Origin of the sequence: Bradyrhizobium sp. NBAIM08, from assembly GCF_020193935.1 — a bacterium.
Classification (GTDB): Bacteria; Pseudomonadota; Alphaproteobacteria; order Rhizobiales; family Xanthobacteraceae; genus Bradyrhizobium; species Bradyrhizobium yuanmingense.
Window position 1 is genome coordinate 190,724 of sequence record NZ_JADYVR010000008.1, and the last position, 22,970, is coordinate 213,693.

At 64.2% G+C, this 22,970-nt stretch carries 20 protein-coding genes; 10 read left to right on the forward strand and 10 right to left on the reverse strand.

All coding sequences use genetic code 11. The features are described 5' to 3' along the window. The first annotated feature begins 21 nt into the window (after window positions 1-21). Entirely contained in the window at window positions 22-1,146 is a 1,125-nt protein-coding gene (locus I6F37_RS26350; protein ID WP_225153126.1) for a hypothetical protein, read from the forward strand. 395 nt (window positions 1,147-1,541) lie between these two features. Here I6F37_RS26350 and I6F37_RS26355 read toward each other — a convergent pair whose 3' ends face one another. Genes I6F37_RS26355 through I6F37_RS26365 form a run of 3 tightly spaced genes read right to left on the reverse strand, consistent with a single transcriptional unit; the run spans window position 1,542 to window position 4,346 of the window. After that, window positions 1,542-2,132, reverse strand: a complete 591-nt coding sequence (locus I6F37_RS26355) for a Smr/MutS family protein (RefSeq protein WP_036003140.1) — start codon at window positions 2,130-2,132, stop codon at window positions 1,542-1,544. Further along, a complete protein-coding gene (locus I6F37_RS26360; protein ID WP_225153128.1) occupies window positions 2,129-3,661 on the reverse strand; it encodes a murein transglycosylase A in 1,533 nt (510 codons plus the stop codon). Before I6F37_RS26360 ends, I6F37_RS26355 begins: the two co-directional genes overlap by 4 nt. After that, window positions 3,639-4,346 (reverse strand): Tim44/TimA family putative adaptor protein, encoded by a 708-nt coding sequence (locus tag I6F37_RS26365; RefSeq protein WP_036044972.1) that lies wholly within the window; start codon window positions 4,344-4,346, stop codon window positions 3,639-3,641. The genes I6F37_RS26360 and I6F37_RS26365 overlap by 23 nt, the downstream gene beginning before the upstream one ends. Window positions 4,347-4,743: 397 nt before the next feature. Between I6F37_RS26365 and secB the strand changes: the two genes are divergently transcribed. After that, window positions 4,744-5,232, forward strand: a complete 489-nt coding sequence (gene secB / locus I6F37_RS26370; RefSeq protein WP_109141965.1) for a protein-export chaperone SecB — start codon at window positions 4,744-4,746, stop codon at window positions 5,230-5,232. On the opposite strand, the gene dnaQ is transcribed toward secB, so the two are convergent. From dnaQ to I6F37_RS26390, 4 genes are read right to left on the reverse strand one after another with little or no spacing between them, the layout of a single operon-like run. Beyond that, window positions 5,223-5,945 (reverse strand): DNA polymerase III subunit epsilon, encoded by a 723-nt coding sequence (gene dnaQ, locus I6F37_RS26375; protein ID WP_036024295.1) that lies wholly within the window; start codon window positions 5,943-5,945, stop codon window positions 5,223-5,225. The two genes, secB and dnaQ, sit on opposite strands and share 10 nt — an antisense overlap. A 29-nt stretch (window positions 5,946-5,974) precedes the next feature. Continuing rightward, the gene (coaE, locus tag I6F37_RS26380) at window positions 5,975-6,574 is read right to left on the reverse strand and encodes a dephospho-CoA kinase (protein ID WP_225153172.1); all 600 of its coding nucleotides are present in this window, start codon (window positions 6,572-6,574) and stop codon (window positions 5,975-5,977) included. 23 nt (window positions 6,575-6,597) lie between these two features. Further along, the gene (locus tag I6F37_RS26385) at window positions 6,598-7,206 is read right to left on the reverse strand and encodes a Maf family nucleotide pyrophosphatase (protein ID WP_036024366.1); all 609 of its coding nucleotides are present in this window, start codon (window positions 7,204-7,206) and stop codon (window positions 6,598-6,600) included. Window positions 7,207-7,215: 9 nt separating this feature from the next. Beyond that, the gene (locus I6F37_RS26390) at window positions 7,216-8,061 is read right to left on the reverse strand and encodes a pyruvate, water dikinase regulatory protein (RefSeq protein ID WP_036003121.1); all 846 of its coding nucleotides are present in this window, start codon (window positions 8,059-8,061) and stop codon (window positions 7,216-7,218) included. A gap of 461 nt (window positions 8,062-8,522) precedes the next feature. On the opposite strand from I6F37_RS26390, the gene hemJ reads away from it, so the two are divergent. The 7 genes from hemJ (at window position 8,523) to I6F37_RS26425 (ending at window position 17,273) form a co-directional block, all read left to right on the forward strand. Beyond that, window positions 8,523-8,957, forward strand: a complete 435-nt coding sequence (gene hemJ / locus I6F37_RS26395) for a protoporphyrinogen oxidase HemJ (RefSeq protein WP_036003118.1) — start codon at window positions 8,523-8,525, stop codon at window positions 8,955-8,957. 256 nt (window positions 8,958-9,213) lie between these two features. Continuing rightward, window positions 9,214-10,479 carry a transcription termination factor Rho gene (gene rho, locus I6F37_RS26400; protein ID WP_008133567.1) on the forward strand — a complete coding sequence of 422 codons (1,266 nt, stop codon included), beginning with the start codon at window positions 9,214-9,216 and terminating at the stop codon, window positions 10,477-10,479. A 310-nt stretch (window positions 10,480-10,789) separates the two neighbouring features. Beyond that, the gene (mnmE, locus tag I6F37_RS26405; protein ID WP_225127972.1) at window positions 10,790-12,145 is read left to right on the forward strand and encodes a tRNA uridine-5-carboxymethylaminomethyl(34) synthesis GTPase MnmE; all 1,356 of its coding nucleotides are present in this window, start codon (window positions 10,790-10,792) and stop codon (window positions 12,143-12,145) included. 533 nt (window positions 12,146-12,678) lie between these two features. Beyond that, window positions 12,679-14,559: a tRNA uridine-5-carboxymethylaminomethyl(34) synthesis enzyme MnmG gene (mnmG, locus tag I6F37_RS26410; protein WP_225153130.1), complete on the forward strand. Its 1,881-nt coding sequence runs from the start codon at window positions 12,679-12,681 to the stop codon at window positions 14,557-14,559. A 150-nt stretch (window positions 14,560-14,709) separates the two neighbouring features. After that, a complete protein-coding gene (gene rsmG / locus I6F37_RS26415) occupies window positions 14,710-15,342 on the forward strand; it encodes a 16S rRNA (guanine(527)-N(7))-methyltransferase RsmG (RefSeq protein ID WP_225128102.1) in 633 nt (210 codons plus the stop codon). Between the two features lie 28 nt (window positions 15,343-15,370). Further along, a complete protein-coding gene (locus I6F37_RS26420; RefSeq protein ID WP_025033064.1) occupies window positions 15,371-16,237 on the forward strand; it encodes a ParA family protein in 867 nt (288 codons plus the stop codon). Between the two features lie 148 nt (window positions 16,238-16,385). Beyond that, window positions 16,386-17,273, forward strand: a complete 888-nt coding sequence (locus I6F37_RS26425; protein ID WP_036024286.1) for a ParB/RepB/Spo0J family partition protein — start codon at window positions 16,386-16,388, stop codon at window positions 17,271-17,273. A 160-nt stretch (window positions 17,274-17,433) separates the two neighbouring features. Here I6F37_RS26425 and holA read toward each other — a convergent pair whose 3' ends face one another. The 3 genes from holA to leuS form a co-directional block, all read right to left on the reverse strand. Next, on the reverse strand, window positions 17,434-18,462 hold the full coding sequence (gene holA / locus I6F37_RS26430; protein WP_036024285.1) for a DNA polymerase III subunit delta: 1,029 nt from the start codon (window positions 18,460-18,462) through the stop codon (window positions 17,434-17,436). Window positions 18,463-18,527: 65 nt separating this feature from the next. Then, window positions 18,528-19,079, reverse strand: coding sequence for an LPS assembly lipoprotein LptE (lptE, locus tag I6F37_RS26435; protein WP_225127968.1), 552 nt, complete (start codon window positions 19,077-19,079; stop codon window positions 18,528-18,530). Beyond that, window positions 19,066-21,702: a leucine--tRNA ligase gene (gene leuS / locus I6F37_RS26440; RefSeq protein ID WP_225153132.1), complete on the reverse strand. Its 2,637-nt coding sequence runs from the start codon at window positions 21,700-21,702 to the stop codon at window positions 19,066-19,068. Before leuS ends, lptE begins: the two co-directional genes overlap by 14 nt. 258 nt (window positions 21,703-21,960) lie before the next feature. Here leuS and I6F37_RS26445 point away from each other — a divergent pair, with 258 nt between their 5' ends. Then, window positions 21,961-22,938, forward strand: a complete 978-nt coding sequence (locus tag I6F37_RS26445; RefSeq protein WP_225153174.1) for a GGDEF domain-containing protein — start codon at window positions 21,961-21,963, stop codon at window positions 22,936-22,938. The last annotated feature ends 32 nt before the right edge of the window (window positions 22,939-22,970 follow it).

Sequence of the window (22,970 nt, forward strand, 5' to 3'; positions counted from 1 at the left end):
CGGTCACGCTATTGATGCGGCGTGACCGTACGCATCCTGCAAAATCCCTGGCGGCTCCTGCTCGCGATCAACGCGGCGGTCATCGTCGGCGTGCTCATTCACAAGATCCAGCTGCCGCCTTACGTCCCCTACATCCACCTCCTGGTCGATTATCATTTTGGCTTCATCAAGCGCGCGCTGATCGGGGCAATCGTCGCGCTGTTCACCGACAAGGTGCCGGTATGGCTGGTGTTCGCGCTCGGCGGGGCGACGTGGCTTGCAACGCTGGGCCTCTATGCCAGGCTCTTCCAGAACACGTTCGGCTTCTCCGCGAAAACGCTGCCGCTGTTCGTCTTCACCGCGGGCTCGCCGTTCTTCCTGAAGAACTTCATGCACACGCTCGGCCATTTCGACATCTATGGCTGCGCGCTGGCGATCATCCTGCTGCTGATGCCGGCGGGCTCGCTGGTCTTCGTGGCGACGGCTGCGCTGTTCTCGATCGTTCTCGTGCTGATCCACCACATTCATCTCTTGATGTACGTGCCGACGATCATCACCATCGTCGTGATCCGGCATTACCTTGCTTACGGTTGTGACCGCAGCAATGTTGTCTTCGGCGGGGTCGCTCTCGCCATTGTCTCCGCGCTGTTCTTCGCCGCGCAGTTTCTGGGAACGATGCCGGTCCCCGAAGCGGACTTCGTCGCCTATCTCAAAAGCCGGATGGCCGATCCTGCGCGCATCGACCTCTTGCAATTTGCCTACATCTGGTACCAGCCGCTGGCGAAGGAGGTTGCCGACACCTGGGGCCGCCTGCCGCACAACATCCTCGGCGTGCCCGTGTTCGCAGCTCTGATCTGGCTGCACGCGCCGCTGTGGCGCTTCTTTGCCAGCCTGATCGGCGCGCTCGCCAGCGATCTGCACAAGCGGCTCGTCATCGCAGCACTGGTCGGCATCAGTGTCGCCTATCTCGTGATGTTCGCGATGGTGTTCGACTATTCACGCTGGATCTCGAACTGGGCGGTCTGCATGTTCCTGATCCTGCACGCGGTGAAGATGCTGCCGGCCAAGCAGGAAGCTGCGCTGATTCCGGCGGAGGATCGCAAGACCAACATTTTCGGTTTGATCCTCACGCTGATCCCACGCGTCGGAATCATCCGACCGTTTTAGAGGTAGACCCAGCCTCAGAGAAGGTGAGCTCCCTCACCCGCTTGCGGGCAGGGCTATCGCATTTGAGATTTTCCCTGCGGCCATCCTTCGAGACGCCCGCTTGAGGCGGGCTCCTCAGGATGAGGTCGGAGTGCGCGGCAGCAGTTTCAACGGGCACTGACACCGATTAGCCTCATCCTGAGGAGGCGCGTCAGCGCCGTCTCGAAGGACGAGCCGTGCGCGCAGACCGCCGCCACAAGTCATATGCGATTGCCCTGCGCTTGCGGGGGAGGGTTGGGGAGAGGGTGTCTCCGCAGAGGGATTCCCCAAGAGGAGAGAACCCTCACCCGCGCGCTTCGCGCGTCGGCCTCTCCAGCAAGCGGGAGAGGCAAGGGAAGCCGCATGCGCCGAGACTGCTACCCTCTCGCCCGCCTGATCCGCACATACAGCGCCCCCTCGCCGCCGTGGCCGATCGCGGCTTCCTCGAAGCCGACCACGAAGGCGCGGAATTCCGGCAGGCTGAGCCATTCCGGCACTTGGCGGCGGAGCACGCCGCTTTCGCCGCCGCTGCGTCCCTTGCCGGTGATGACGAGCACGAAGGTGAGGCCGTCCTGATGGGCGCGGTGCAGGAAGCCGGCCAGCGCGCGATGGGCGCGCATCTGAGTCATGCCGTGCAGATCGAGCCGTGCCTCGATCTCGCTGCGGCCGCGCGACAGCTTGGTTCGCTCGCGCTTGCCGAGCGGCGCTAGCGGCGGAATCGACGGCTTTGCAGCGCGCGGCGCCGGTGCAGCGGCAACCGGCCTTGACGGTGGCGAAGTCCTCGTCACCTGGGACCCGGGCGAAGATTCGGCGCGCGGGGTAGCATGCGCCTTGGCCGCGCGATGCTTCCGCAGCGGCTTGACATGCTTTGCGACGAGATCCCACAGCTCGCGCTCCTCCTCGCTCAGCGCGCGACGGCGCGGCGAGGGGCGAGGCTCCAGCACGGGCGGACGGGACGGCCGTTTCATTGCGGGCGATGAGGACGATTCTTTGCCGGACGGCGCGGCTCAGGGGCAGGCTCGATCGCGGGACGCGGCACCGGCAGCGGAACCGGGCCGGCGACGGCGACTGTTTCGGTCTTGCCTTGCGCCGCCGCGGCGACGGGCGTGCCGGTCTTTGCCGGATCGGTCTGCGGAAACAGCTTTGCGATCTTCTCGGCGGGCCTGGGGTCCGGGATCGGCAGCTTCGCGGCGCGCGGGGCGGGATCGAGGCTCTTCGGCACCAGCATCACGAATTGCATGGGGTGGCGCAGCCGGCCGGAGACACGGCCGGCATCCGCGCCGGCGCCGAAAAACAGATCAGCCCGTGCGGGCCCGATGATGGCAGAGCCGGTGTCCTGCGCGATCATCAGCCGGCGGAACGGCGTCTTGGCGCGTTCTGACTCGATCGGAAGCTCGCCCTCGATGAAGAACGGCGTGCCGTAGACATGCAGCGCCTTGTCGACCGCGATCGAGCGTCCCGCCGTCAGCGGAATCCCCTGCGCGCCCACCGCCTCGTCCTTGTCGGAGAGGTTGACCTCGCGGAAGAAGATGTAGGCGCGGTTCGCGCGGCGCAGCTCCTTGGCGCCGTCGGGGTTCTGCGCCATCCACTCCCTGATCTTCTGCATCGACATCTCCTCTCTCGGGATGATGCCGCGCTCGATCAGGATGCGGCCGACCGCCGTGTAGGGATAGCCGTTATAGGCGTCGTAATTGAGTCGAACCGAGCTGCCGTCGTCGAACTTGATGCGGGCCGAGCCCTGGATCTGCGCGAACAACAGATCGGTCGGATCCTTTAGCCAGGCGATCTCGAGCCCCCGGCCGGCGATCTTGCCGTCCTCGATCTCGCCGCGGTCGTAATAGGGCACCAGCTTGCGGCGGCCGATCTTGCGATAGACCGGGCCCTTGTTGGGCAGGCTGAGCGCATCCTGCTTGTAGCCGCGCACAAACAAGTTCGAGGGACGGCGATAGACCGGCACGTTGTAGACATCGGTCGGCGTTCGCGATCCCTCCAGCACCGGCTCGTAATAGCCGGTGACGAAGCCTTCGGGCTCGCCGAGCCGCGAGATCCGCAGCGGCGTGAAATTCTCCTCGAAGAAGGCTTTCGCTTTGCCGTCGTCGGCGAGGTCGAGGGTTTTGGCAATCCGGCAGGGCTCGCCCAGCGAGGTGCCCAAAGCTTTGGGCTCGGCCTTGGCTTCGCCGTTCTGCGCATTGATCGGCTTGCAGCTGGCGCGGAAGGTCTTGTACGCGGCGAGATGATTGTCGTCGCCCCACCCCTTCACGTCCGCCCAGGCCAGCGGCAGATATTGCGCGCCGGGAATTTCGAACGGCAGGGTGAGCTGCGGATAGGGCAAGGCCCGCGGCGGAGCGGCAGGCGTTCGCGGCAGATGGTGGTGGCTGCGATGGTGACGCCGCGCCGCCTCGGCACCGAGCGAAAACGACGACAGCGCGACGGCGGCTGCGCAAAGCGCCGTCGCGCCGTTCTTCAGGAAGATCTTAATTCGCGCTTCCGGTGCCAACCAGCTTCCAGTTCGGATCGCGAGAGGAGGTGTCGCGGGCGAAAGTCCAGATATCGGTGATATCGGCGACCGTGTCGGCGCTGCCGTCGACGATGTTGCCGGCCTTGTCGCGGGTGGCCGAGATCATCTGCGAGACGAAGCGCACGGTGAGCTGCGCACTGCGATCGCGCAACTCGGCGCCGACGAGCTCGGCCTTGTCGATCGACACGAACCGCGTCTCGGTCTTCTGCTCGTTCTTCTCGCGTTCCTTGATCGCGGCGTCGAAGCTGTCATAGACGTCCGACGACAACAGATCGCGCAGCGCGCGGCGGTCGCCATTGGCGAAGGCCAGCACGATCATCTCGTAGGCGCCGCGCGCGCCCGAGAGGAAATGGCGCGGGTCGAAGCTGGAATCCTTCTCGACGATAGCATCGAGACCCTGCGCCAGCGGCGTGCCCGGCTCGGTCAGCCCCTTCCAGCGATCGGCCGGCGCGGTCGGCTCGGCCGTCGGCGCCAGCGGGGCCTGGTCGATCACCTTGCCCGGCATGGTCACGACGTTGTTGTCCTGGGCGCCTCCGAGCGCGTTGCGGGCGGCGGTGCGATCGAACGGCGGCCGCTCGTTGCCGGTGCGCTGCCCCAGCACGCTACGCAGCCGCAAGAAGATGAAGACGGCCAGCGCCAGGAATATGATGGTGTAGATGTCCACGTCGTATTCGCTTTCTGGTCTTTGCAGGGCTCGTTGCCGGGAAAATCAATCCGGCCAGTAGACCGTTCCTTACGGAAACGGCAAGTCTACATCACCATTTTGGGTCCACGTCAGGTCCGTGGGATGTAGGCACGAAATCTGGCCCGGCCAATGGCGCCTTTTGGCACAGCGCCAAGTGTAGCGCGTTTTATGCTTAAGGGGAAACCCGATCCTGCCCGGAAATGGCGCATCTTCAATCGTTTAAGGCGAAATTTCGCGGAAAAGGCAGGAGGAACGTCAAAGGCGCGATTGCGGCCCGAATTCCCGGTCCGGGACCGTTCGTCCTTGTGGAACGAGCCGGCCCTATGTTAGCCAACCGCCGCGAAATTCAGCCCCAATCGGGTAAGGAGACACTTTCATGACCAACGGTAACGGTACCCCTCCCGAGGCGGCCCAGGCTCCCCAGCTCAATGTGCTGGCGCAATACACCAAGGACCTCTCGTTCGAAAATCCCAACGCGCCGAGCTCGCTGCAGCCGCAGAGCCAGCCGCCGCAGATCAACATCCAGATCAACGTCAACGCCAACAATCTCAATGAACAGGAATTCGAGGTGACGTTGTCGGTCGAGGGCAAAGCCGAGACCGCCGGTAAAGTGATGTTCTCGTTCGAGCTCGCCTATGCCGGCGTGTTCCGGATCGTCAACGTGCCCAAGGAGAACCTGCACCCGCTGGTCATGATCGAGTGCCCGCGCCTGTTGTTCCCGTTCGCACGCGAGATCATTGCGACGGCGGTGCGCGATGGCGGGTTCCCGCCGCTGATGCTGGATCCGGTCGACTTCGTCGGTCTCTACCGCCAGAACATGGAGCGGCAAATGGCCGCTCAGGGCGGACAGGCCGGTCAGGCCTGAGCCGCCGCCAGCGCGACTGGAGCGGGCAGGTACTCGTTCCAGATCGCCTTGTCGCCGAGCGTTGCGATGAAGGCCCGATGGGCCTCGCGCTCGGCTTCGGAAATCCGCGGCGCGAGCGGCACCGGGCGTTGCCGCCGCGGCGCATCGCCGGCGCTATTGACCCTGATCTCCTCGGCGTCCGAGGCCAGCAGCAGCTGCGACTGCCGCGCTCCAACCAGATCGACATAGACCTCGGCGAGCAGCTCGGCGTCCAGCAGCGCGCCGTGCTTGGTACGGTGTGAATTGTCGATCGAATAGCGCGAGCAGAGATCGTCGAGCCGGTTGGACACGCCGGGATGCTTGCGACGCGCCAGCAGCAGCGTATCGACCAGGCGCTCGCGCGGGATCGCAGCGCGCTTGATGCGGTCGAGCTCGGCGTTGATGAAGCCGATGTCGAACGAGGCGTTGTGGATCACCAGCGGGGCGTCGCCGATGAAGGCGAGAAAGTCGTCGGCGACCTCGTGGAACAACGGCTTGGTCGCCAGGAATTCGGACGACAATCCGTGTACCGCAAACGCTTCCGCCGGCATGTCCCGCTCGGGGTTGATGTAGACGTGATACGTCTGTCCGGTCGGCATGCGATTGAAGATCTCGACGCAGCCGATCTCGACCAACCGATCGCCGCGCAGCGGATCGAGGCCGGTGGTTTCGGTGTCGAGGACGATTTCGCGCATGTCTCTTGGAAGCCGTGTGAGGCGGCGAATCAGGTCCGCCGCTGCGGCATCTTAACGACCTCGGCCAGGATGTGCGCGATTTGGGCCCGCACGGGGTCAAGTCCGTGTGAGGTATCCACTACGAAATCGGCCCGCTTGCGCTTCTCGGCATCCGGCATCTGCTTGGCGATGATGGCATCGAGCTTGGCCTCGTCCATCGTGCCGCGCGCCAGCACCCGCTCGCGCTGCAGCTCGGGCGAGGTCGAGACCACGACCACGGCATCGACCCGCTTCTCGCCGCCGGTCTCGAACAGCAGCGGGATGTCCAGCACCACGACCGGCGCCTTGGCGGCCTCGGCGTCGGCAAAGAATTTCTGCCGGGAAGCGCCGAGCATGGGATGAACGATCTGCTCGAGCTGCTTGATCGCGGCGGGATCGTGCACGACACGCGCCGACAGCTTTTGCCGGTCGACCTTGCCATTCGCGGTGGTGCCGGGGAAGGCCGCCTCGATCGCGGGGGCGGCCTCGCCCTCATAGAGCTGATGCACGGCGGCATCGGCGTCGTAGACGGGGACGCCGGCCTCCGCGAACAATGTCGCGGTGGTGGATTTGCCCATCCCGATCGAGCCGGTCAGTCCGAGAATTCGCATCAGCACCCAGCCTTCTCTCGCATCTACACCGCAATTAGCTGCTCGCTGCGCAGATACGCAAGCAGCGGCAGCAGCGGCAGGCCGAGAATGGTGAAATGGTCGCCCTCGATGCGCTCGAACAGATGGATGCCGAGGCCCTCGAGCTGATAGGCGCCGACGCTTCTGGTCACAGCGTCGCCCGCGGCGTCGAGATAGGCTGAAAGATCGGCTTCGCTCATTCCCCGCATGGTCATGCGCGCCACGGAAACGTCCTCGAAGAGGATCCTGCCATCCTGCGCCACGGCGACGGCGGAATTCAGCTCGTGCGTCTGACCGGCGAGATCGCGCAATTGCGCCAGCGCCTGGGTGCGGCCTGCCGGCTTGTTGAAGAGACGGCTCCCGAGCGCCAGCGTCTGGTCGGCGCCGATCACATAATGTCCGGGATAACAGGCAGAAACAGCCTTGGCCTTTTCGCGGGCCAACAGCAGGGCGATCTCGCGCGGGTTGGAGAGCTTTGACGCGGCCTGGATGCCACGCTCGTCGATATCAGCGGTGACGGCTTCGAATTCGAGCCCGGCATTGGCCAGCAGCATTTTGCGCGCGCTGCTTTGCGAGGCCAGGATCAACGGACTTTTGCCGCGCCACAGACTCATCGGCGACACTTACTCGGACGGCCGGTTGCGCTGGCGATCGCTATACAGCTTCATGATCGCCGCCGCGGTTTCCTCGATGGAGCGGCGCGTGACGTCCAGCAGCGGCCAGTCATGCTTGGCGCTCAGCTTGCGCGCGAACGCGACCTCCTCCGTGACCGACTGCTTGTCGGTGTAGGTATCGCTACCGCTGCTGGACTCGGCGCCCATGGACAGCAGGCGGTTCTGCCGGATCTGAATCAGGCGTTCCGGCGTCGCGTGCAGGCTGACCACCAGCGGCCGCGTCAGCGTCTCCAATTGCGGGGGCACCGGAATGCCCGGCACCAGCGGCACGTTGGCGGTGCGAATGCCGCGATTGGCGAGATAGATCGATGTCGGCGTCTTCGATGTCCGGGACACCCCGACCAGTACCACGTCGGCCTCGTCGAGACCTTCGACATGCTGACCGTCGTCATGGATCATCGTGTAGTTCAAGGCATCGATGCGCTTGAAATATTCCGCGTTGAGCACGTGCTGGGCGCCGACACGGCCGGTGGTCGCTGCTCCCAGATAGGCCTCGAACAGCTGCATCACCGGTCCGATGATCGACAGGCTCGGAACATTGATCTGCTTGCACTTATCCTCGAGTCTGGCGACCAGATCCTTCTCGAGCAGCGTGAACAGCACGATCCCTGGCGCTTCCTCGATCTCATCAAGCACGCGGTCGAGCTGCTTCTGGCTGCGCACCAGCGGATAGACGTGCTCGACCGGCGTCACGTTGGCGTATTGGGCCGCGACCGCGCGCGCCACGGTGATGAGCGTCTCACCCGTGGAGTCCGAGACCAGGTGGAGATGGAAATAATTGTTCGAGGTCGGCACAAAAACCCTTTGAATTTCGTTGGGGCGGTTTGTGGATTTCTGTGGAGCTTAACCTCTCGGAAAGGGATGTGCGACACCAGGGGCGGGACAAGGCGTGATTTTCTTCACACCGCTGCCGGTCAGGACAAATCCGACGCCCCGCCGAGAGGGAAGCGGGATTGCGCGGACAAGTCCCTTGATAAGCTGCCGATACAATCGCGCAAGCCTTTGAAGCCGGCTGACTTATCGGAAGTCGACAAAGGCTGTCCGGAATATGTGGATGGATGTGAACAAGCGCGCGTGAACGCGCGGACGGAATTGCGTGAGTCCAATCCACGGTCACATAGACTCAAACCTTAAGAATCTAAGATTCTAGATTTGAGGAAGGCGCTACAGAGGGATATGTGTGCGGGGTAAGACCTTAACGGGTTCTTACTATCCCCAGCGTTCCCCGCGCTGGGCAGCAAGCCGGACCCCCGAAAATGTTCGAAGACGTCTATCTCTGGATCAAGGCGCTGCACGTGATCGCCGTCATCTCCTGGATGGCCGGCATGCTCTACCTGCCGCGGCTGTTCGTCTATCACTGCGAGGCCGAAATCGGCTCGAAGCAGTCGGAGACGTTCAAGGTGATGGAACGCCGGCTGCTCAAGGCGATCATCAACCCCGCGATGATGGTCACCTGGCTCGCCGGGCTCTATCTCGCCTGGTCCGGCCATTGGTTCTCGTTCGGCTGGCTGCACGTCAAACTGGCACTGGTCCTGGTGCTCTCGGCGGTCCACGGCTATTTTTCACGCTGGGTCAAGGATTTCGCCGCCGATCGCCGCCCGCGAAGCCAGAAATTCTATCGGATTATCAACGAGGTGCCGACCGTCCTGATGATTTTCATCGTTATCATGGTGATCGTGAAGCCGTTCTAGGCAAACTGCGCGACGATTCGCTCAGCGCTTCGGCTTGCGGAGCGCTAGGCGATTTTCTATATTATCGATATCCCACCCAACGCAGGCGGATGTGGTTGTGTCCGAGCCTTCCAGAGGCCGGACCCCGCATCAGGATTGAAGCCTCACCGGCGTTCACCTTGCCAGACCTGCGGACCTTACCTGCACCTGCTCGCGTCCGCATTTCAGAGCCTCCTCGCACCCCCTTCTTTTCAGGTTACCCCACAGGACCACCCCAATGCGGGAAATCAAACTCGAAGACCTCAAGTCCAAAACGCCGGCCGAGCTCGTCTCGTTCGCGGAGGAGAATGGGGTCGAAAATGCCAGCACCATGCGCAAGCAGGAGCTGCTGTTCGCCATCCTCAAGCAGCTGGCGCTCGCCGAGACCGATATTGTCGGCCAGGGCGTCGTCGAAGTTCTCTCCGACGGCTTCGGCTTTCTCCGCTCGCCCGACGCGAATTATCTGCCGGGTCCTGACGACATCTACGTGTCGCCCTCGCAGATCCGCCGTTTCGGCCTGCGCACCGGCGACACCATCGAAGGTCACATCCGCAGCCCGAAAGAGGGCGAGCGCTACTTCGCGCTGCTGAAGGTCAACACGCTCAATTTCGAGGATCCGGAAAAGGCCAAGCACAAGGTCAATTTCGACAACCTCACGCCGCTGTTTCCGAATCAGCGTTTCCGCATGGAGATCGACGATCCCACGCGGAAAGACCTGTCTGCACGCGTGATCGACATCGTCGCGCCCATCGGCAAGGGCCAGCGCGCCTTGATCGTGGCACCGCCGCGTACCGGTAAAACCGTGCTGATGCAGAACATCGCGCATTCGATCACGCACAATCACCCCGAATGCTATTTGATCGTGCTCTTGATCGACGAGCGTCCGGAAGAAGTCACGGACATGCAGCGCTCGGTGAAGGGCGAGGTCGTGTCCTCGACCTTCGACGAGCCGGCGGTGCGCCACGTCCAGGTCGCCGAGATGGTGATCGAGAAGGCAAAACGCCTGGTCGAGCACGGTCGCGACGTCGTGATCCTGCTCGATTCGATCACGCGCCTCGGCCGCGCCTACAACACCGTGGTGCCGTCATCCGGCAAGGTGCTGACCGGCGGTGTCGACGCCAACGCGCTGCAGCGTCCGAAGCGCTTCTTCGGCGCGGCCCGCAACATTGAGGAGGGCGGCTCCCTGACCATCATCGCGACCGCGCTGGTCGATACCGGCAGCCGCATGGACGAAGTCATCTTCGAAGAGTTCAAGGGCACCGGTAATTCGGAGCTAATCCTGGACCGCAAGGTCTCGGACAAGCGCACCTTCCCGGCGATCGATATCTCGCGCTCCGGCACCCGCAAGGAGGAACTCATCACCGATCCGCAGGTGCTCAAGAAGATGTACGTGCTCCGCCGCATCCTCAATCCGATGGGGACGATGGACGCGATCGACTTCCTGCTCGACAAGCTGCGCTCGACCAAGAGCAATTCGGAGTTCTTCGACTCCATGAACACCTGAGTGCACTGCAACAAAGAATTCTGGGGCGCCTTCGGGCGCCCCTTTTTGTTGCGGCTTTGCTGCAGCGAAGGTGCAGCATGAGTGGCAGCCGATGCCCGATCTGCGTGTCTACTTAATCCATTGATATATAGCACTAATCGTGGATTTTTGTCGGCCTCTCCGCCGATGCTCAGGCAATCTGCTGCAAAATTGCGCGGTTATGTTGCATCGCAATATACGATTTACCGCGGAACCTGGTGCAGCAAAGTGCCATAGCTTGATCGCAGCAATCGGATGTTTGCGTTTTCGGCAGCGGCTGGACAAATAGGACATGCATCCGCGAGACCAGACCATTTTTGCGCTGTCATCCGGCCGGGCGCCGAGCGCGATCGCCGTGGTCCGCGTCTCCGGCCCACAAGCAGGCCTCGTGCTGACGGCGCTTGCGGGCCGGCTGCCGGCGCCGCGACAGGCGAGCCGTCGGCTGCTCCGGGACGACGCGGGCCAGCCGATCGACGATGCGGTCGTGCTCTGGTTTCCAGGACCGGCCAGCGCCACCGGCGAGGATGTTGCCGAGTTTCACGTTCATGGCGGCCGGGCGGTGCTCGCGGCGCTCTTCGCTGCAATTTCCGATATCCCGAATACGCGTGCGGCCGACCCCGGCGAGTTCACGCGCCGCGCCTTCGAGAATGGCAAGCTCGACCTGACCGAGGCCGAGGGGCTCGACGACCTCATTCACGCCGACACCGACCGCCAGCGCCGCCAAGCGCTGCGCCAATTGCAAGGCCTGCTTGGCGACCGCGCGCGCGACTGGCGCGAGCGCATCATCGAGGCCTCCGCGCTGATCGAGGCCGGCATCGATTTTTCCGATGAAGGCGACGTGCCGGCGGAGCTGAGGGCACCGGCGGTGAAAGCGATCAGAGCGCTTCACGACGAAATCACGAAAGTGCTTGCGGCACAGGGGCATTCTGAACGGCTGCGCGAGGGCCTTGTCGTTGCCATCGCCGGCGAGCCGAATGTCGGCAAGTCGACGCTGATCAACCAGCTCGCGCGCCGCGAGGTCGCGATCGTCTCGCCGCATGCCGGCACGACGCGCGACGTCATCGAGGTGCAGCTCGATCTCGACGGCTATCCCGTCACGGTCATCGACACCGCTGGCATCCGCGAGACCGACGATCCGGTCGAGCAGGAAGGCGTGCGCCGCGCCCGCGCGCGCGCCGAGGACGCCGACCTGGTGCTGTGGCTGGTGGAGGGCGGACAAGCCATCGATCCGGATACAATGCGCTCGCGCTGGACATTGGCGGACGGTGCTGTTCCGTCCGGCGGCTCGGTCTGGATCGTGCGCAACAAGATTGATCTCGGCAGGGTCGGAGCAGCCAGGCCGAGCGAGTTCGGGATCTCGGCAGGCCGGGGCGACGGCATCCCCGAACTGGTCGAGGCCCTGGTGAAATTCGCTTCGGAGTTCTTCGGAACCACCGAGGGCGCCATGGTGACCCGGGCGCGCCAGCGCGAATTGTTGAGCCGGGCCTCAGCCAGCTTGCGCCGGAGTCTGGACCTTGTAGAACACGGTGAGGAGCTCGCGGCCGAAGAGCTGCGGGCGGCCGCCTATGCCTTGGGCCGGCTCTTGGGCCGGGTAGACGTCGAGGACGTCCTTGGGGCCATCTTCCAGAAGTTCTGCATCGGAAAGTAGCGCTAGTTCTTCATTGTAGAACTAGCGCTGGTTCCATTTCTTCTGTTTCACGTGAAACAGGGACCCCGGTTCCGCGCAGTGGTCTTTTTAGTTGTTTCACGTGAAACTGCGCCGGGGCGCGTGTCGGTCGGCCGTTCCGATTCCCGAAGAGAGCGTCAGGGCGACGACCGTGCTTCGAATCTCGTCATTGCGAGGAGCCCTTGTGGCGAGGCAATCTAGACTGTCTTCGCCGCGAGATTCTGGATTGCTTCGCTGCGCTCGCATTGACCTATGATGCAGCTGCCCGCGTTCGTCTCGCAGCTCCGGTAACCAGGCAAGGAGCACGTGATAAAGGCTTGTGTGCTTGGCCATCTGCCGCTGTGAGCTCCCGATCGTGTTTCACGTGAAACACCATATGGCTCGATGCCGCTCCTACTGTGCATGGGGTTGTTTTCGCGAAAGTGCTTCTGACCTGGACCGCGCTTGTTCCACGTGAAACACTTCACCCGAGTTTCTACTTCCGGCTTTCTCGCCGCTAAGCTAGAAGTCCGTCCATGCGAACAGAGCGAGAGAGCTTCGACGTCATCGTCATCGGCGGCGGTCACGCCGGCTGTGAGGCCGCGGCTGCTTCTGCCCGGATGGGTGCGACGACCGCTCTGGTAACGCACCGTTTCTCGACCGTTGGCGCGATGTCCTGCAATCCCGCCATCGGCGGGCTCGGCAAAGGGCATCTGGTCCGCGAGGTCGATGCGCTCGACGGCCTGATGGGCCGTGTGGGCGATGCCGGCGGCATTCAGTTTCGCGTTCTTAATCGTCGGAAAGGTCCGGCCGTCCGCGGTCCGCGGGCCCAGGCCGACCGCAAGCTCTACGCGGCGGCGATGCAGGCCGCGATCCGCCAGACCGAAGGTCTTTCCGTCATCGAGGGCGAAGCCGACGAGCTGGTTGTAGTCGATGGCCGGGTGTCCGGGCTTCGCCTGGCCGACGGCCGGGAGCTGCGGGCAGGGGCCGTTGTCGTGACCACCGGCACCTTCCTCCGCGGTCTCATCCATCTCGGCGAGAAGAACTGGCCCGCCGGACGCGTCGGCGAGGCGCCTGCGATGGGCCTTTCCAGCTCCTTCGAGCGCGCCGGCTTCACTCTTGGACGTCTCAAGACCGGGACGCCGCCGCGTCTCGACGGCACTACCATCGACTGGTCCGCAGTCGAGATGCAGCCCGGCGACGAGCCGCCGGAGCCGTTCTCGGTGATGACCGAGCGGATCACGACGCCGCAGATCCAGTGCGGGATCACCCGGACCACGGTCGCGACCCATGAGGTGATCCGGGCCAATGTCCATCGCTCTCCGATGTACTCCGGCCAGATCAAGAGCTCCGGACCGCGCTATTGCCCCTCGATCGAGGACAAGATCGTCCGCTTCGGCGACCGCGACGGTCACCAGATCTTTCTGGAGCCGGAAGGGCTCGACGACACGACCGTCTATCCCAACGGCATCTCGACCTCGCTTCCCGAAGAGGTCCAGCTCGCGATCCTCGCCAGCATCCCCGGCCTGGAGCGGGTGAGGATGGTCCGTCCCGGCTACGCCATCGAATACGACCACATCGATCCCCGCGAGCTCGATCCGACCCTCCAGACCAAGCGTCTGCGCGGTCTCTTCCTGGCCGGGCAGATCAATGGCACCACCGGATATGAGGAAGCCGCCGGGCAGGGCGTTGTCGCCGGCCTGAATGCCGCGCTCTCCGCCAGCGGTGCCGCGCTCACAGTGTTCGACCGTGCCGACGGCTATCTCGGTGTGATGATCGACGACCTCGTCACCCGCGGGATCAGCGAGCCCTATCGCATGTTCACCTCCAGGGCCGAGTACCGGCTGACCCTGCGGGCCGACAATGCCGACCAGCGTCTGACCGAGAAAGGGATCGCTCTGGGATGTGTCGGCAGCGCCCGGATCAGACATCATCGCGCCAAGATGGACGCCCTGAATGCTGCCCGGACGTTGTCGAAGTCCCTGACCATCACCCCGAACGAAGCCATCAAGCACGGGCTGTCGCTGAACCGGGATGGCCAACGCCGCTCGGCGTTCGAGCTGATGGCCTATCCGGAGATCGGCTGGAGCCAAGTCCGCGCGATCTGGCCTGAGCTGTCGGCCATCGATCCCGTCATCGCGACCCATCTCGAGATCGACGCCAAGTACGACGTCTACCTGGAGCGCCAGAGCGCCGACGTCGAAGCCTTCCGGCGCGACGAGGGCATGGTGCTGGCGAATGTCGATTACCAACTCGTTCCCGGTCTCTCCAATGAAGTGCGCGCCAAGCTGGAGAAGGCACGACCGTTCACCGTCGGCCAGGCCGGCCGGATCGACGGGATGACGCCGGCGGCGCTCGGCATTCTCGCGGCCTATCTCCGCCGCGAGGCACGGAAGACTTCCAAAGCAATCGCATAGGCGTTTCACGTGAAACAGCGCGGATCGGGCGGGGATCGACCGCCATCGCGACAGCCCGGCGGGGGTGAGGGTGCTGGGCGGCGAATTGAACTTGGGTCGGCCAGCCCGAAGATCAGCAAGGCCACAGCCAACGACAAGACGCTCGATTCCATCATCGCCGCGGACAAGATCGCCGCCCTCAAGCTCGCTCCCGTTTCACGTGAAACCGAGGAGCGGCTTGATCGCTACATCGCGCTACTCCGGGAGTGGCAGGCCAAGACCAATCTCGTCGCGCCATCGACTTTGCCAAACCTCTGGACCCGGCACATCGCTGACTCGCTCCAGCTCGTCGATCTCGCACCGGCTGCAAAACGGTGGGCTGATCTCGGGAGCGGCGGCGGATTTCCCGGCGTGGTGCTCGCCTGCGCCATGGCCGGCACGTCTGGCGCGAGCGTCCATCTGGTCGAGCGAATCGCCAAGAAGGCCGCTTTTTTGCGCGAAGCGATCCGCGTCACCACATCTCCGGGAGTCGTACATCTCGCTGAGATCGGGGATAATGTGGATAGAATCACCGGCCCCGTCGATTGCGTCACCGCGCGTGCGCTGGCTCCGCTACATCAACTCATCGGCTTTGCGGAGCCGCTGATGCGCCAGGGCGCAAAAGCGTTGTTTCCCAAGGGTCAAGATGTAGAGGCTGAATTGACCGAAGCCGCTAAATATTGGAATATTCGGCCGCAGCTCCACCAAAGCCGCACGGGCGACGGCTGGATCGTGGAGCTCAATGCCGCCGAACGGCGCAGCTGAGGCGTTGAGGGGTGAGTGGGGAATTGCGATGAGCGTGATTGACGAACCGCAGCAAGAACAGACGGCCCAAAAGACCGACGAGGTCCCCCACGGCCATCCGCGCATCCTCGCGCTGGCGAATCAAAAGGGCGGGGTGGGGAAAACAACCACAGCGATCAACTTGGGCACGGCGCTCGCGGCGATCGGGGAGCGCGTCCTGATCGTCGATCTCGATCCTCAGGGCAACGCCTCGACCGGCCTCGGCATCGATCGCCGCAACCGCTCCTGCTCGACCTACGACGTGTTGATCGGCGAAGCCGCCCTGCGCGAGGCGGTGGTCTCGACCGCGGTGCCGCGGCTGCACATCGCACCATCGACCATGGATCTCTCTGGCCTCGAGCTCGAGCTCGGCACTACGCCCGGCCGCGCCTTCAAGTTGCGCGATGCGATCGGCGCGCTCAACAACAACGTCTCCCCGGACGCCGACTACACCTACGTGCTGATCGACTGCCCGCCCTCGCTCAACCTGCTCACGGTCAACGCCATGGCGGCCTCGGATGCGATCCTGGTGCCGCTGCAATGCGAGTTCTTCGCGCTCGAAGGTCTGTCGCAATTGTTGCAGACGGTCGAGCAGGTGCGCTCGACGCTCAATCCGAACCTGTCGATCCACGGCATCGTGCTGACCATGTTCGACTCGCGCAACAACCTGTCGAACCAGGTCGTCGCCGACGTCCGCCAGTTCATGGGCGAGAAGGTCTACAAGACCATGATCCCGCGCAACGTGCGCATCTCGGAAGCGCCGTCCTACGGCAAGCCGGTGCTGGTCTACGACCTCAAATGCGTCGGCAGCGAAGCTTACTTGCGCCTCGCCACCGAAGTGATCCAGCGCGAGCGCGAGTTGCGCACCACGCATTGACAATGCCGTAGGGTGGGTTAGCGGAAGGCGTAACCCACCACGGTCTATCTCAATGGAAACAGAGGAGGTGGGTTACGCTTCGCTAACCCACCCTACGATTCGAAATTCAGTTCTGGAGTGCTGCACCGTGAATCCAAGGGAGCTGGCGATGGCCGACGAAGCGCGTTCGCGACTGGGCCGGGGTCTTGCAAGTCTGATCGGTGACGTCGGCGGCGAGGCTCAGCACGTCGATCGTCCGCGCGCGCAGCGCAAGGTGCCGATCGAATTCATCAAGGCCAATCCGCGCAACCCGCGCCGCACCTTTTCGGACACCGAGCTGAAGGAGCTCTCGGAGTCCATCAAGCAGCATGGCGTGATCCAGCCGATCGTGGTGCGTCCGGTGAAAGGCGCGCAGGACCGCTTCGAGATCATTGCCGGCGAACGACGCTGGCGCGCCTCGCAGATGGCCGGGCTGCACGAGGTGCCGATCGTCCCGGTCGACATCAGCGACAGCGATGCGCTGGAATTCGCGATCGTCGAGAACGTGCAGCGCGAGGACCTCAATCCGATGGAAGAGGCGCAGGGCTATCATGCGCTCGCCAACGAGTTCAAACGCAGCCAGGAGGACATCGCCAAGGTCGTCGGCAAGAGCCGCAGTCACGTCGCCAACATGATGCGGCTGACCAAGCTGCCGGCGGAAGTGCAGGCCTTCATCGCGACCGGCGAGCTGACGGCCGGCCACGCCCGCGCGCTGATCGGCGTGCCCGATCCACTCGCCGCCGCCAAGCGCATCGTCGAGGAAGGTCTCAACGTCCGCCAGGCCGAGGCGCTTGCGCATGAAGAGGGCGTGCCGGAGCGCAAGCCGCAGAAGGCGCGCGCCAGCGGGGGCAAGGAGAAGGATCCCGACACGATCGATCTGGAGAAGCGCGTCAGCGACGCGCTCGGCCTCAAGGTCACCGTCAATCACCGCGATCCCGGCGGCTCCGTGCAGATCAACTACCGCAACCTCGATCAGCTCGACGAGGTGATGAAGCGGCTGGCCAAGGGCGCGCTGTAGAGCCATTTTCACGCCACTCTCTCCACGCGTCATTGCGAGGAGCTCGCGACAAAATTGCGAAGCAATTTTGCGCTGAAGCGACGAAGCAATCCAGAATCTTTCCGCGTAGGGACTCTGGATTGCTTCGCTGCGCTCGCAATGACGTGGAGAGAGCGGAGGTCTAGCCCCGCCGTTTCGCATTCGCGGCGATCGCCATCAGCGCGCGTTGGGCGATGGCGGCGGCGAGGGTGGACTGCTTGCGCGTGTCGAGGGCGGCGGTCGCCAGCTGCTCGATCACAGCGGCGAGCCGCGCCGGGCTGAAATTGCGCAGCGCGGTTTCGACCGCGGGCTTTCGTGAAAAATGCAGGCGCGGAAAGCCGCCGTCGAGCACGGCGGAGGCAGGCGTGCCGTCTGCAATCGCCAGCGCGGATTTGTGCAGCCACGCGGCCTGGCGCTGCGCGGCCGAGATGATCACGCCGGGATAGGTCCCGGCGATCATCGCCTTTGCAAACTCGGTCTCGACGATGTCGGGCCGACCGGCAAACGCGCCGTCGACGATCGGATCGAGCTTCAGCTCCGAGGCATCGGCGACCACGGCCATGACGTCATCCAGCGTGACCTCGCCCTTGCCGTGGGCGTAGAGCGTCAGCTTGCGCAGCTCGTTACGCGAGGCCTGACGGTCGCCGCCGAGGAACGACATCAGCGCCGCGCGGGCGTCCGGCGCGATGCGCAAATTCGCGATACGCAGCTCGTCGTCCATCAGCTTGGCAAGATCGCGCTCGGTGTCGGGATAACAGCCGATCGCCACGGCGGTCTTGGCTTTCTCGCAGGTCTTGCGCAGCGGCGATTCCGGGCGGAGCTCGCCGGCCTCGATCACGATGCGGCAATCCTTCACGTTCATCTCGGCCAGGGTCTCGATGCCGGAGGCAAAGCTGCGCGAGCCGGCGCGAACGCGGATGGCGCGTCGGCCGCCGAACAGCGGCACGGTCATGGCTTCGTCGACGAGGCGCGAAGGCTCGGCGGAGAGCTCGTCGCCGTCGAGCTTGACCAGCGAGAACGGATCGTTGGGATCGTCGACGCCGGACGCGATCAGCGCGTCGGCGCGCTCGCGCACGAGGCCGGCATCGGGACCGTAGAGCAGGATGATCGGACGGCCCGCATCGGGGCGGGCGAGGAAGGCGTCGATCTCTTTTCCGCGCAGTGCGACCATATCGTCCGATACTCGTCATTCCGGAATGCCTCGTCAGAAGGCGAACCCGGAATGACGGAAGCGTATTACGTTCCCGCGGTGAAGAACGAGGCGAGCCGGGTGGTGATGTTCTCGGCGATCTCGTTGGCGGCCCGGTCTTCGGCATCGCGCACGGCGCGGGTGCGCGAGAAGCGCTGATAGGACCCCGGCATGTCATAGGACACGCGCGAGAAGGTCGAGCCGGTCATCACAGACTTGCCGGTTACGACTTCGACCAGATTGTACTGGGCGTCGATGCCGAGATTTTCGCTGGTCGGCAATCCCGTCGCGGAGCTGACGATCAGGGAGGAACGGCTGGTGGTGAAGCGGATGTCGAGCCGGTGGGTCGGCGGCATGCCCGTCGCCGTGCCGTAAAGCTTGAAGGCCAGCGCGTTGCGGATTTCGACGCCGACGCGGGCCTCGCGGGAGGCATTGGGCTTGTTGATCGGGGGCAGCTCGACCCCCATCAGCTTCTCGCGCAGGCCCGGGGTGCCGTCGCTGCGCTCGGCATACATCGGCTGGAAGCAGCCGGCCGTCAGCGCCGCCAGTGCGGCAACTGCCAGCAAGCGGGCTGCGATACGGATCCTAGCCGACAACATTCACGATCCTCTTGGGGACAATGATCACCTTGCGGACGGGCTTGCCGTCCAGGGCCAGCTTTACCGCATCGAGGGCCAAAACGGCAGCCTCGATTTCCGGATTTTGGGCCGCTGTTGCAACTGTGACCTCACCCCGCTTCTTGCCGTTGACCTGCACCACCAGGGTCACGCTGTCTTCAACCAGCAAATCGCGTTCGATTTGCGGCCAATCGGCCTCCGAAACCAGCCCCTTTTGGTCCAGAACCTGCCAGCACTCCTCGGCCAGATGCGGCATCATCGGCGAGAACAGCTGGACCAGGATCTGGCTGGCCTCCTGGATCGCCCAAGCCAAATCTGGAGCGAGGTCCGGGGCAGGCTGGCCGGGGCGCTGGAGCACCTCCGAGAAGGCATTGGTGAATTCGCGGATATGGGCGAGGCAAACGTTGAAGTGCAGCCGCTCGATGCCGGCGGTGACCTTGTCCAGCGCGCCGTGGGCGGCCTTGCGCAAGGCGGTGGCGTCCGGGCCGAAGCTGGCCGGCCGGGCTGCCGGCGCAGCCTTGCCGAGGGTGGCGGCATCGTTCACCAGCCGCCACAGCCGCTGCACGAAGCGCGAGGCACCCTGGACGCGCTCGTCGCTCCAGATCACGTCGCGGTCGGGCGGGGAGTCCGACAGCATGAACCAGCGGGCGACGTCGGCGCCATAGGTCTCGATGATGTCGTCGGGGTCGACCGTGTTCTTCTTCGACTTGGACATCTTCTCGATCGGGCCGATCGCGATGTCTTCGCCCGTCGTCAGCAGCGTGGCGCGGCGTCCGTTGCCGCCGACCTCGACCTTCACCTCGGCCGGCTGCACATAGCTGCCGTCGGCCTTCTGGTAGGTCTCGTGCACCACCATGCCTTGCGTGAACATGCCGGCGAACGGCTCGTCCAGCGCGATATGCCCGGTCGCTTTCATCGCGCGGGTGAAGAAGCGGCTGTAGAGCAGATGCAGGATCGCGTGCTCGACGCCGCCGATATATTGGTCGACCGGCAGCATCCGGTTGGCGACCGCAGGCGTGGTCGGCGAAGCCTCGTTCCAGGGATCGGTGAAGCGCGCAAAGTACCAGGACGAGTCCACGAACGTGTCCATGGTGTCGGTTTCGCGTTGAGCCTTGCCGCCGCATTGCGGGCAGGTGACGTGCTTCCAGCTCGGATGATGATCGAGTGCGTTGCCCGGCTTGTCGAAGGTCGCATCGTCCGGCAGCTTCACGGGCAGGTCGGCATCCGGCACCGGCACCACGTCGCATTTCGGACAGTGAATGACGGGAATCGGGCAGCCCCAATAGCGCTGGCGCGAAATGCCCCAGTCGCGCAGACGGAAATTCACCTGGCGCTCGCCGACCGGCGCGTTGCCGCGCAGCTCCGTCTCGAGCCGCTTCGCCACCTCTTCCTTCGCCTGCTCGATGGTCATGCCGTCGAGGAAGCGCGAATTGATCATGCGGCCGTCGCCGTCATAAGCGGTGTCGGTGATGACGAAGCTCTTCGGGTCCTGGCCTTCCGGGCATACGACGGGCGTGTTGCCGAGAGCGTACTTGTTGACGAAGTCGAGGTCGCGCTGATCGTGCGCCGGGCAGCCGAAGATGGCGCCGGTGCCGTATTCCATCAGCACGAAATTGGCGACATAGACCGGCAGCTTCCAGGACGGATCGAACGGATGCACGGCGCGGATGCCGGTGTCGAAACCCTGCTTCTCCGCGGTGTCGATGATCTCCTGCGCGGTGCCGATCTTCTTGATCTCTGCGATGAACTCCGCAAGCTCAAGGTTCTTTGCGGCGGCGGCCTGCGCCAGCGGATGATCCGCCGAGATCGCCATGAACTTGGCGCCGAACAGCGTATCCGGCCGCGTCGTGAAGATCTTCAGCTCGCTCTCGCCGGCCGGCGTCGTCGCCGCATCCAGCGCGAAGCGGATCAACAGGCCTTCCGAACGACCGATCCAGTTGCGCTGCATCAGCCGCACCTTGTCGGGCCAGCGGTCCAGCCCGTCGAGCGCCGACAGCAGCTCCTGCGAGTACTTCGTGATCTTGAAGACCCACTGGTTCATCTCGCGCTGCTCGACAACGGCGCCCGAGCGCCAGCCGCGGCCGTCGATCACCTGCTCGTTGGCGAGCACGGTCATGTCGACGGGGTCCCAGTTCACCTTGCGCTTCTCGCGCTCGGCAAGCCCTGCGCGCAGGAAATCCAGGAACATCTTCTGCTGGTGCTTGTAGTAGGAGGGGTCGCAGGTCGCGATCTCCCTGGACCAGTCCAGCGACAGCCCGATCGAGCGGAGCTGCTTCTTCATCGCGGCGATGTTGTCGTAGGTCCAGGCCTTCGGCGCCACCTTGCGCTCGATCGCGGCGTTCTCGGCCGGCAGGCCGAAGGCGTCCCAGCCCATCGGATGCAGCACGTTGAACCCCTTGGCGCGCATGAAGCGGGCCAGCACGTCGCCGAGCGTGTAATTCCGGACATGGCCGATATGGATGCGCCCGGACGGGTAGGGGAACATCTCGAGCACGTAATATTTCGGCCGCGGATCGTCGTTCTTGGAGACGAAGATCGCCTGCTCGTCCCAGAGGCGTTGCCAGCGCGGTTCGGCGTCGCGGGCGTTATAGCGTTCGGAGGTCATGGAATCGTTGGGTTTTCGTGGTTCGGCCGTCTCAAGACGGCGGACTAGGCCATAGAAGACCTTAAGGGGTCAATGGGTTGCCGCGTTTTGGAACTTTGACAACCCCTCCGCATAACTACGAGGTCCGCGTTGGGGTGTGATTAAGGCGTCGATGCCAAGTTGCAGCCCGACAAGGTCGCGTTACCGCACATGGATTCCAGCTTCGACGATCCCGATCACGACTATGCCGCGTCCGTCGCCGGGCGGGCGATGCGGAGCATGGCCGAACAGCGGATTGCACCGACCCCGGCCAACTTTGCCGTCTGGTTCCAGTATTTCGCGGGCAGCCATGACGATCTGCGCAACGCGATCGATCTCCTGATCGACCACAATCGTCCCTTCGACGCCCAAACCAATCAGGATCTGTTCGAGACCTACGTCGCGCCCCAGGTGAGTGCCGCCGTGGTCGACACCTCCGAGCGGCTGCAGGCGCTGATGGGGACGGCGAAGGAGTTTCTGACGACGGCGATCGCCGACAATCATTCGCAAATGCAGGTCATCAGCCAGGTGGCTGACCAGGGCAAGGCCGGCGTCGATCCAAAGCTGCTGGTTGCCCAGCTCATGAACGAGCTGGCGCGGGCGGCCACGCGGGCGACGCGGCTGGAGGCAGGCTTTGCGGAAAAGACCCGCGAACTCGACGTGATCCGCGATTCGCTGTCGCGGTCCGAGCAGCGCGCCCGGACCGACACGCTGACCGGGCTGGCGAACCGGCGGGCCCTCGACGAATTCCTGCGCAAGGCGCAGACGACGGCGGAATGGGGCGAGCCGCTCAGCGTGCTGATGCTCGACATCGACCACTTCAAGTCGTTCAACGACAATTTCGGCCACGGTGTCGGCGACCAGGTGCTGCGCCTGATGGCCAAGGTCCTGCGCGAGAAGGTTCGCGCGCAAGATCTGCCGGCCCGCTATGGCGGCGAGGAGCTGATCGCGGTGCTGCCGGACGCCGACCTGGCCGCTTGCGCCGAGATCGCCGAACGGATCAGGCGCGCGATCGCAGATTGCACGCTCACGCGTCGTTCGACCGGCGAGACCCTGCCCGGCATCAGCGTGTCGATCGGCGTGGCGCAATACCGGGCCGGCGAGGCGATCACGGATCTGATCGAACGCTGCGACCGTGCGCTCTATCTCGCCAAGGGCGGCGGCCGCAATCGTGTGGTGACGGAGATCGAGCTCGATCGCGCCGGCGCTGCGGGCTAGCGGCCAGCGACGGTATGCTCACTCTCCCCGCA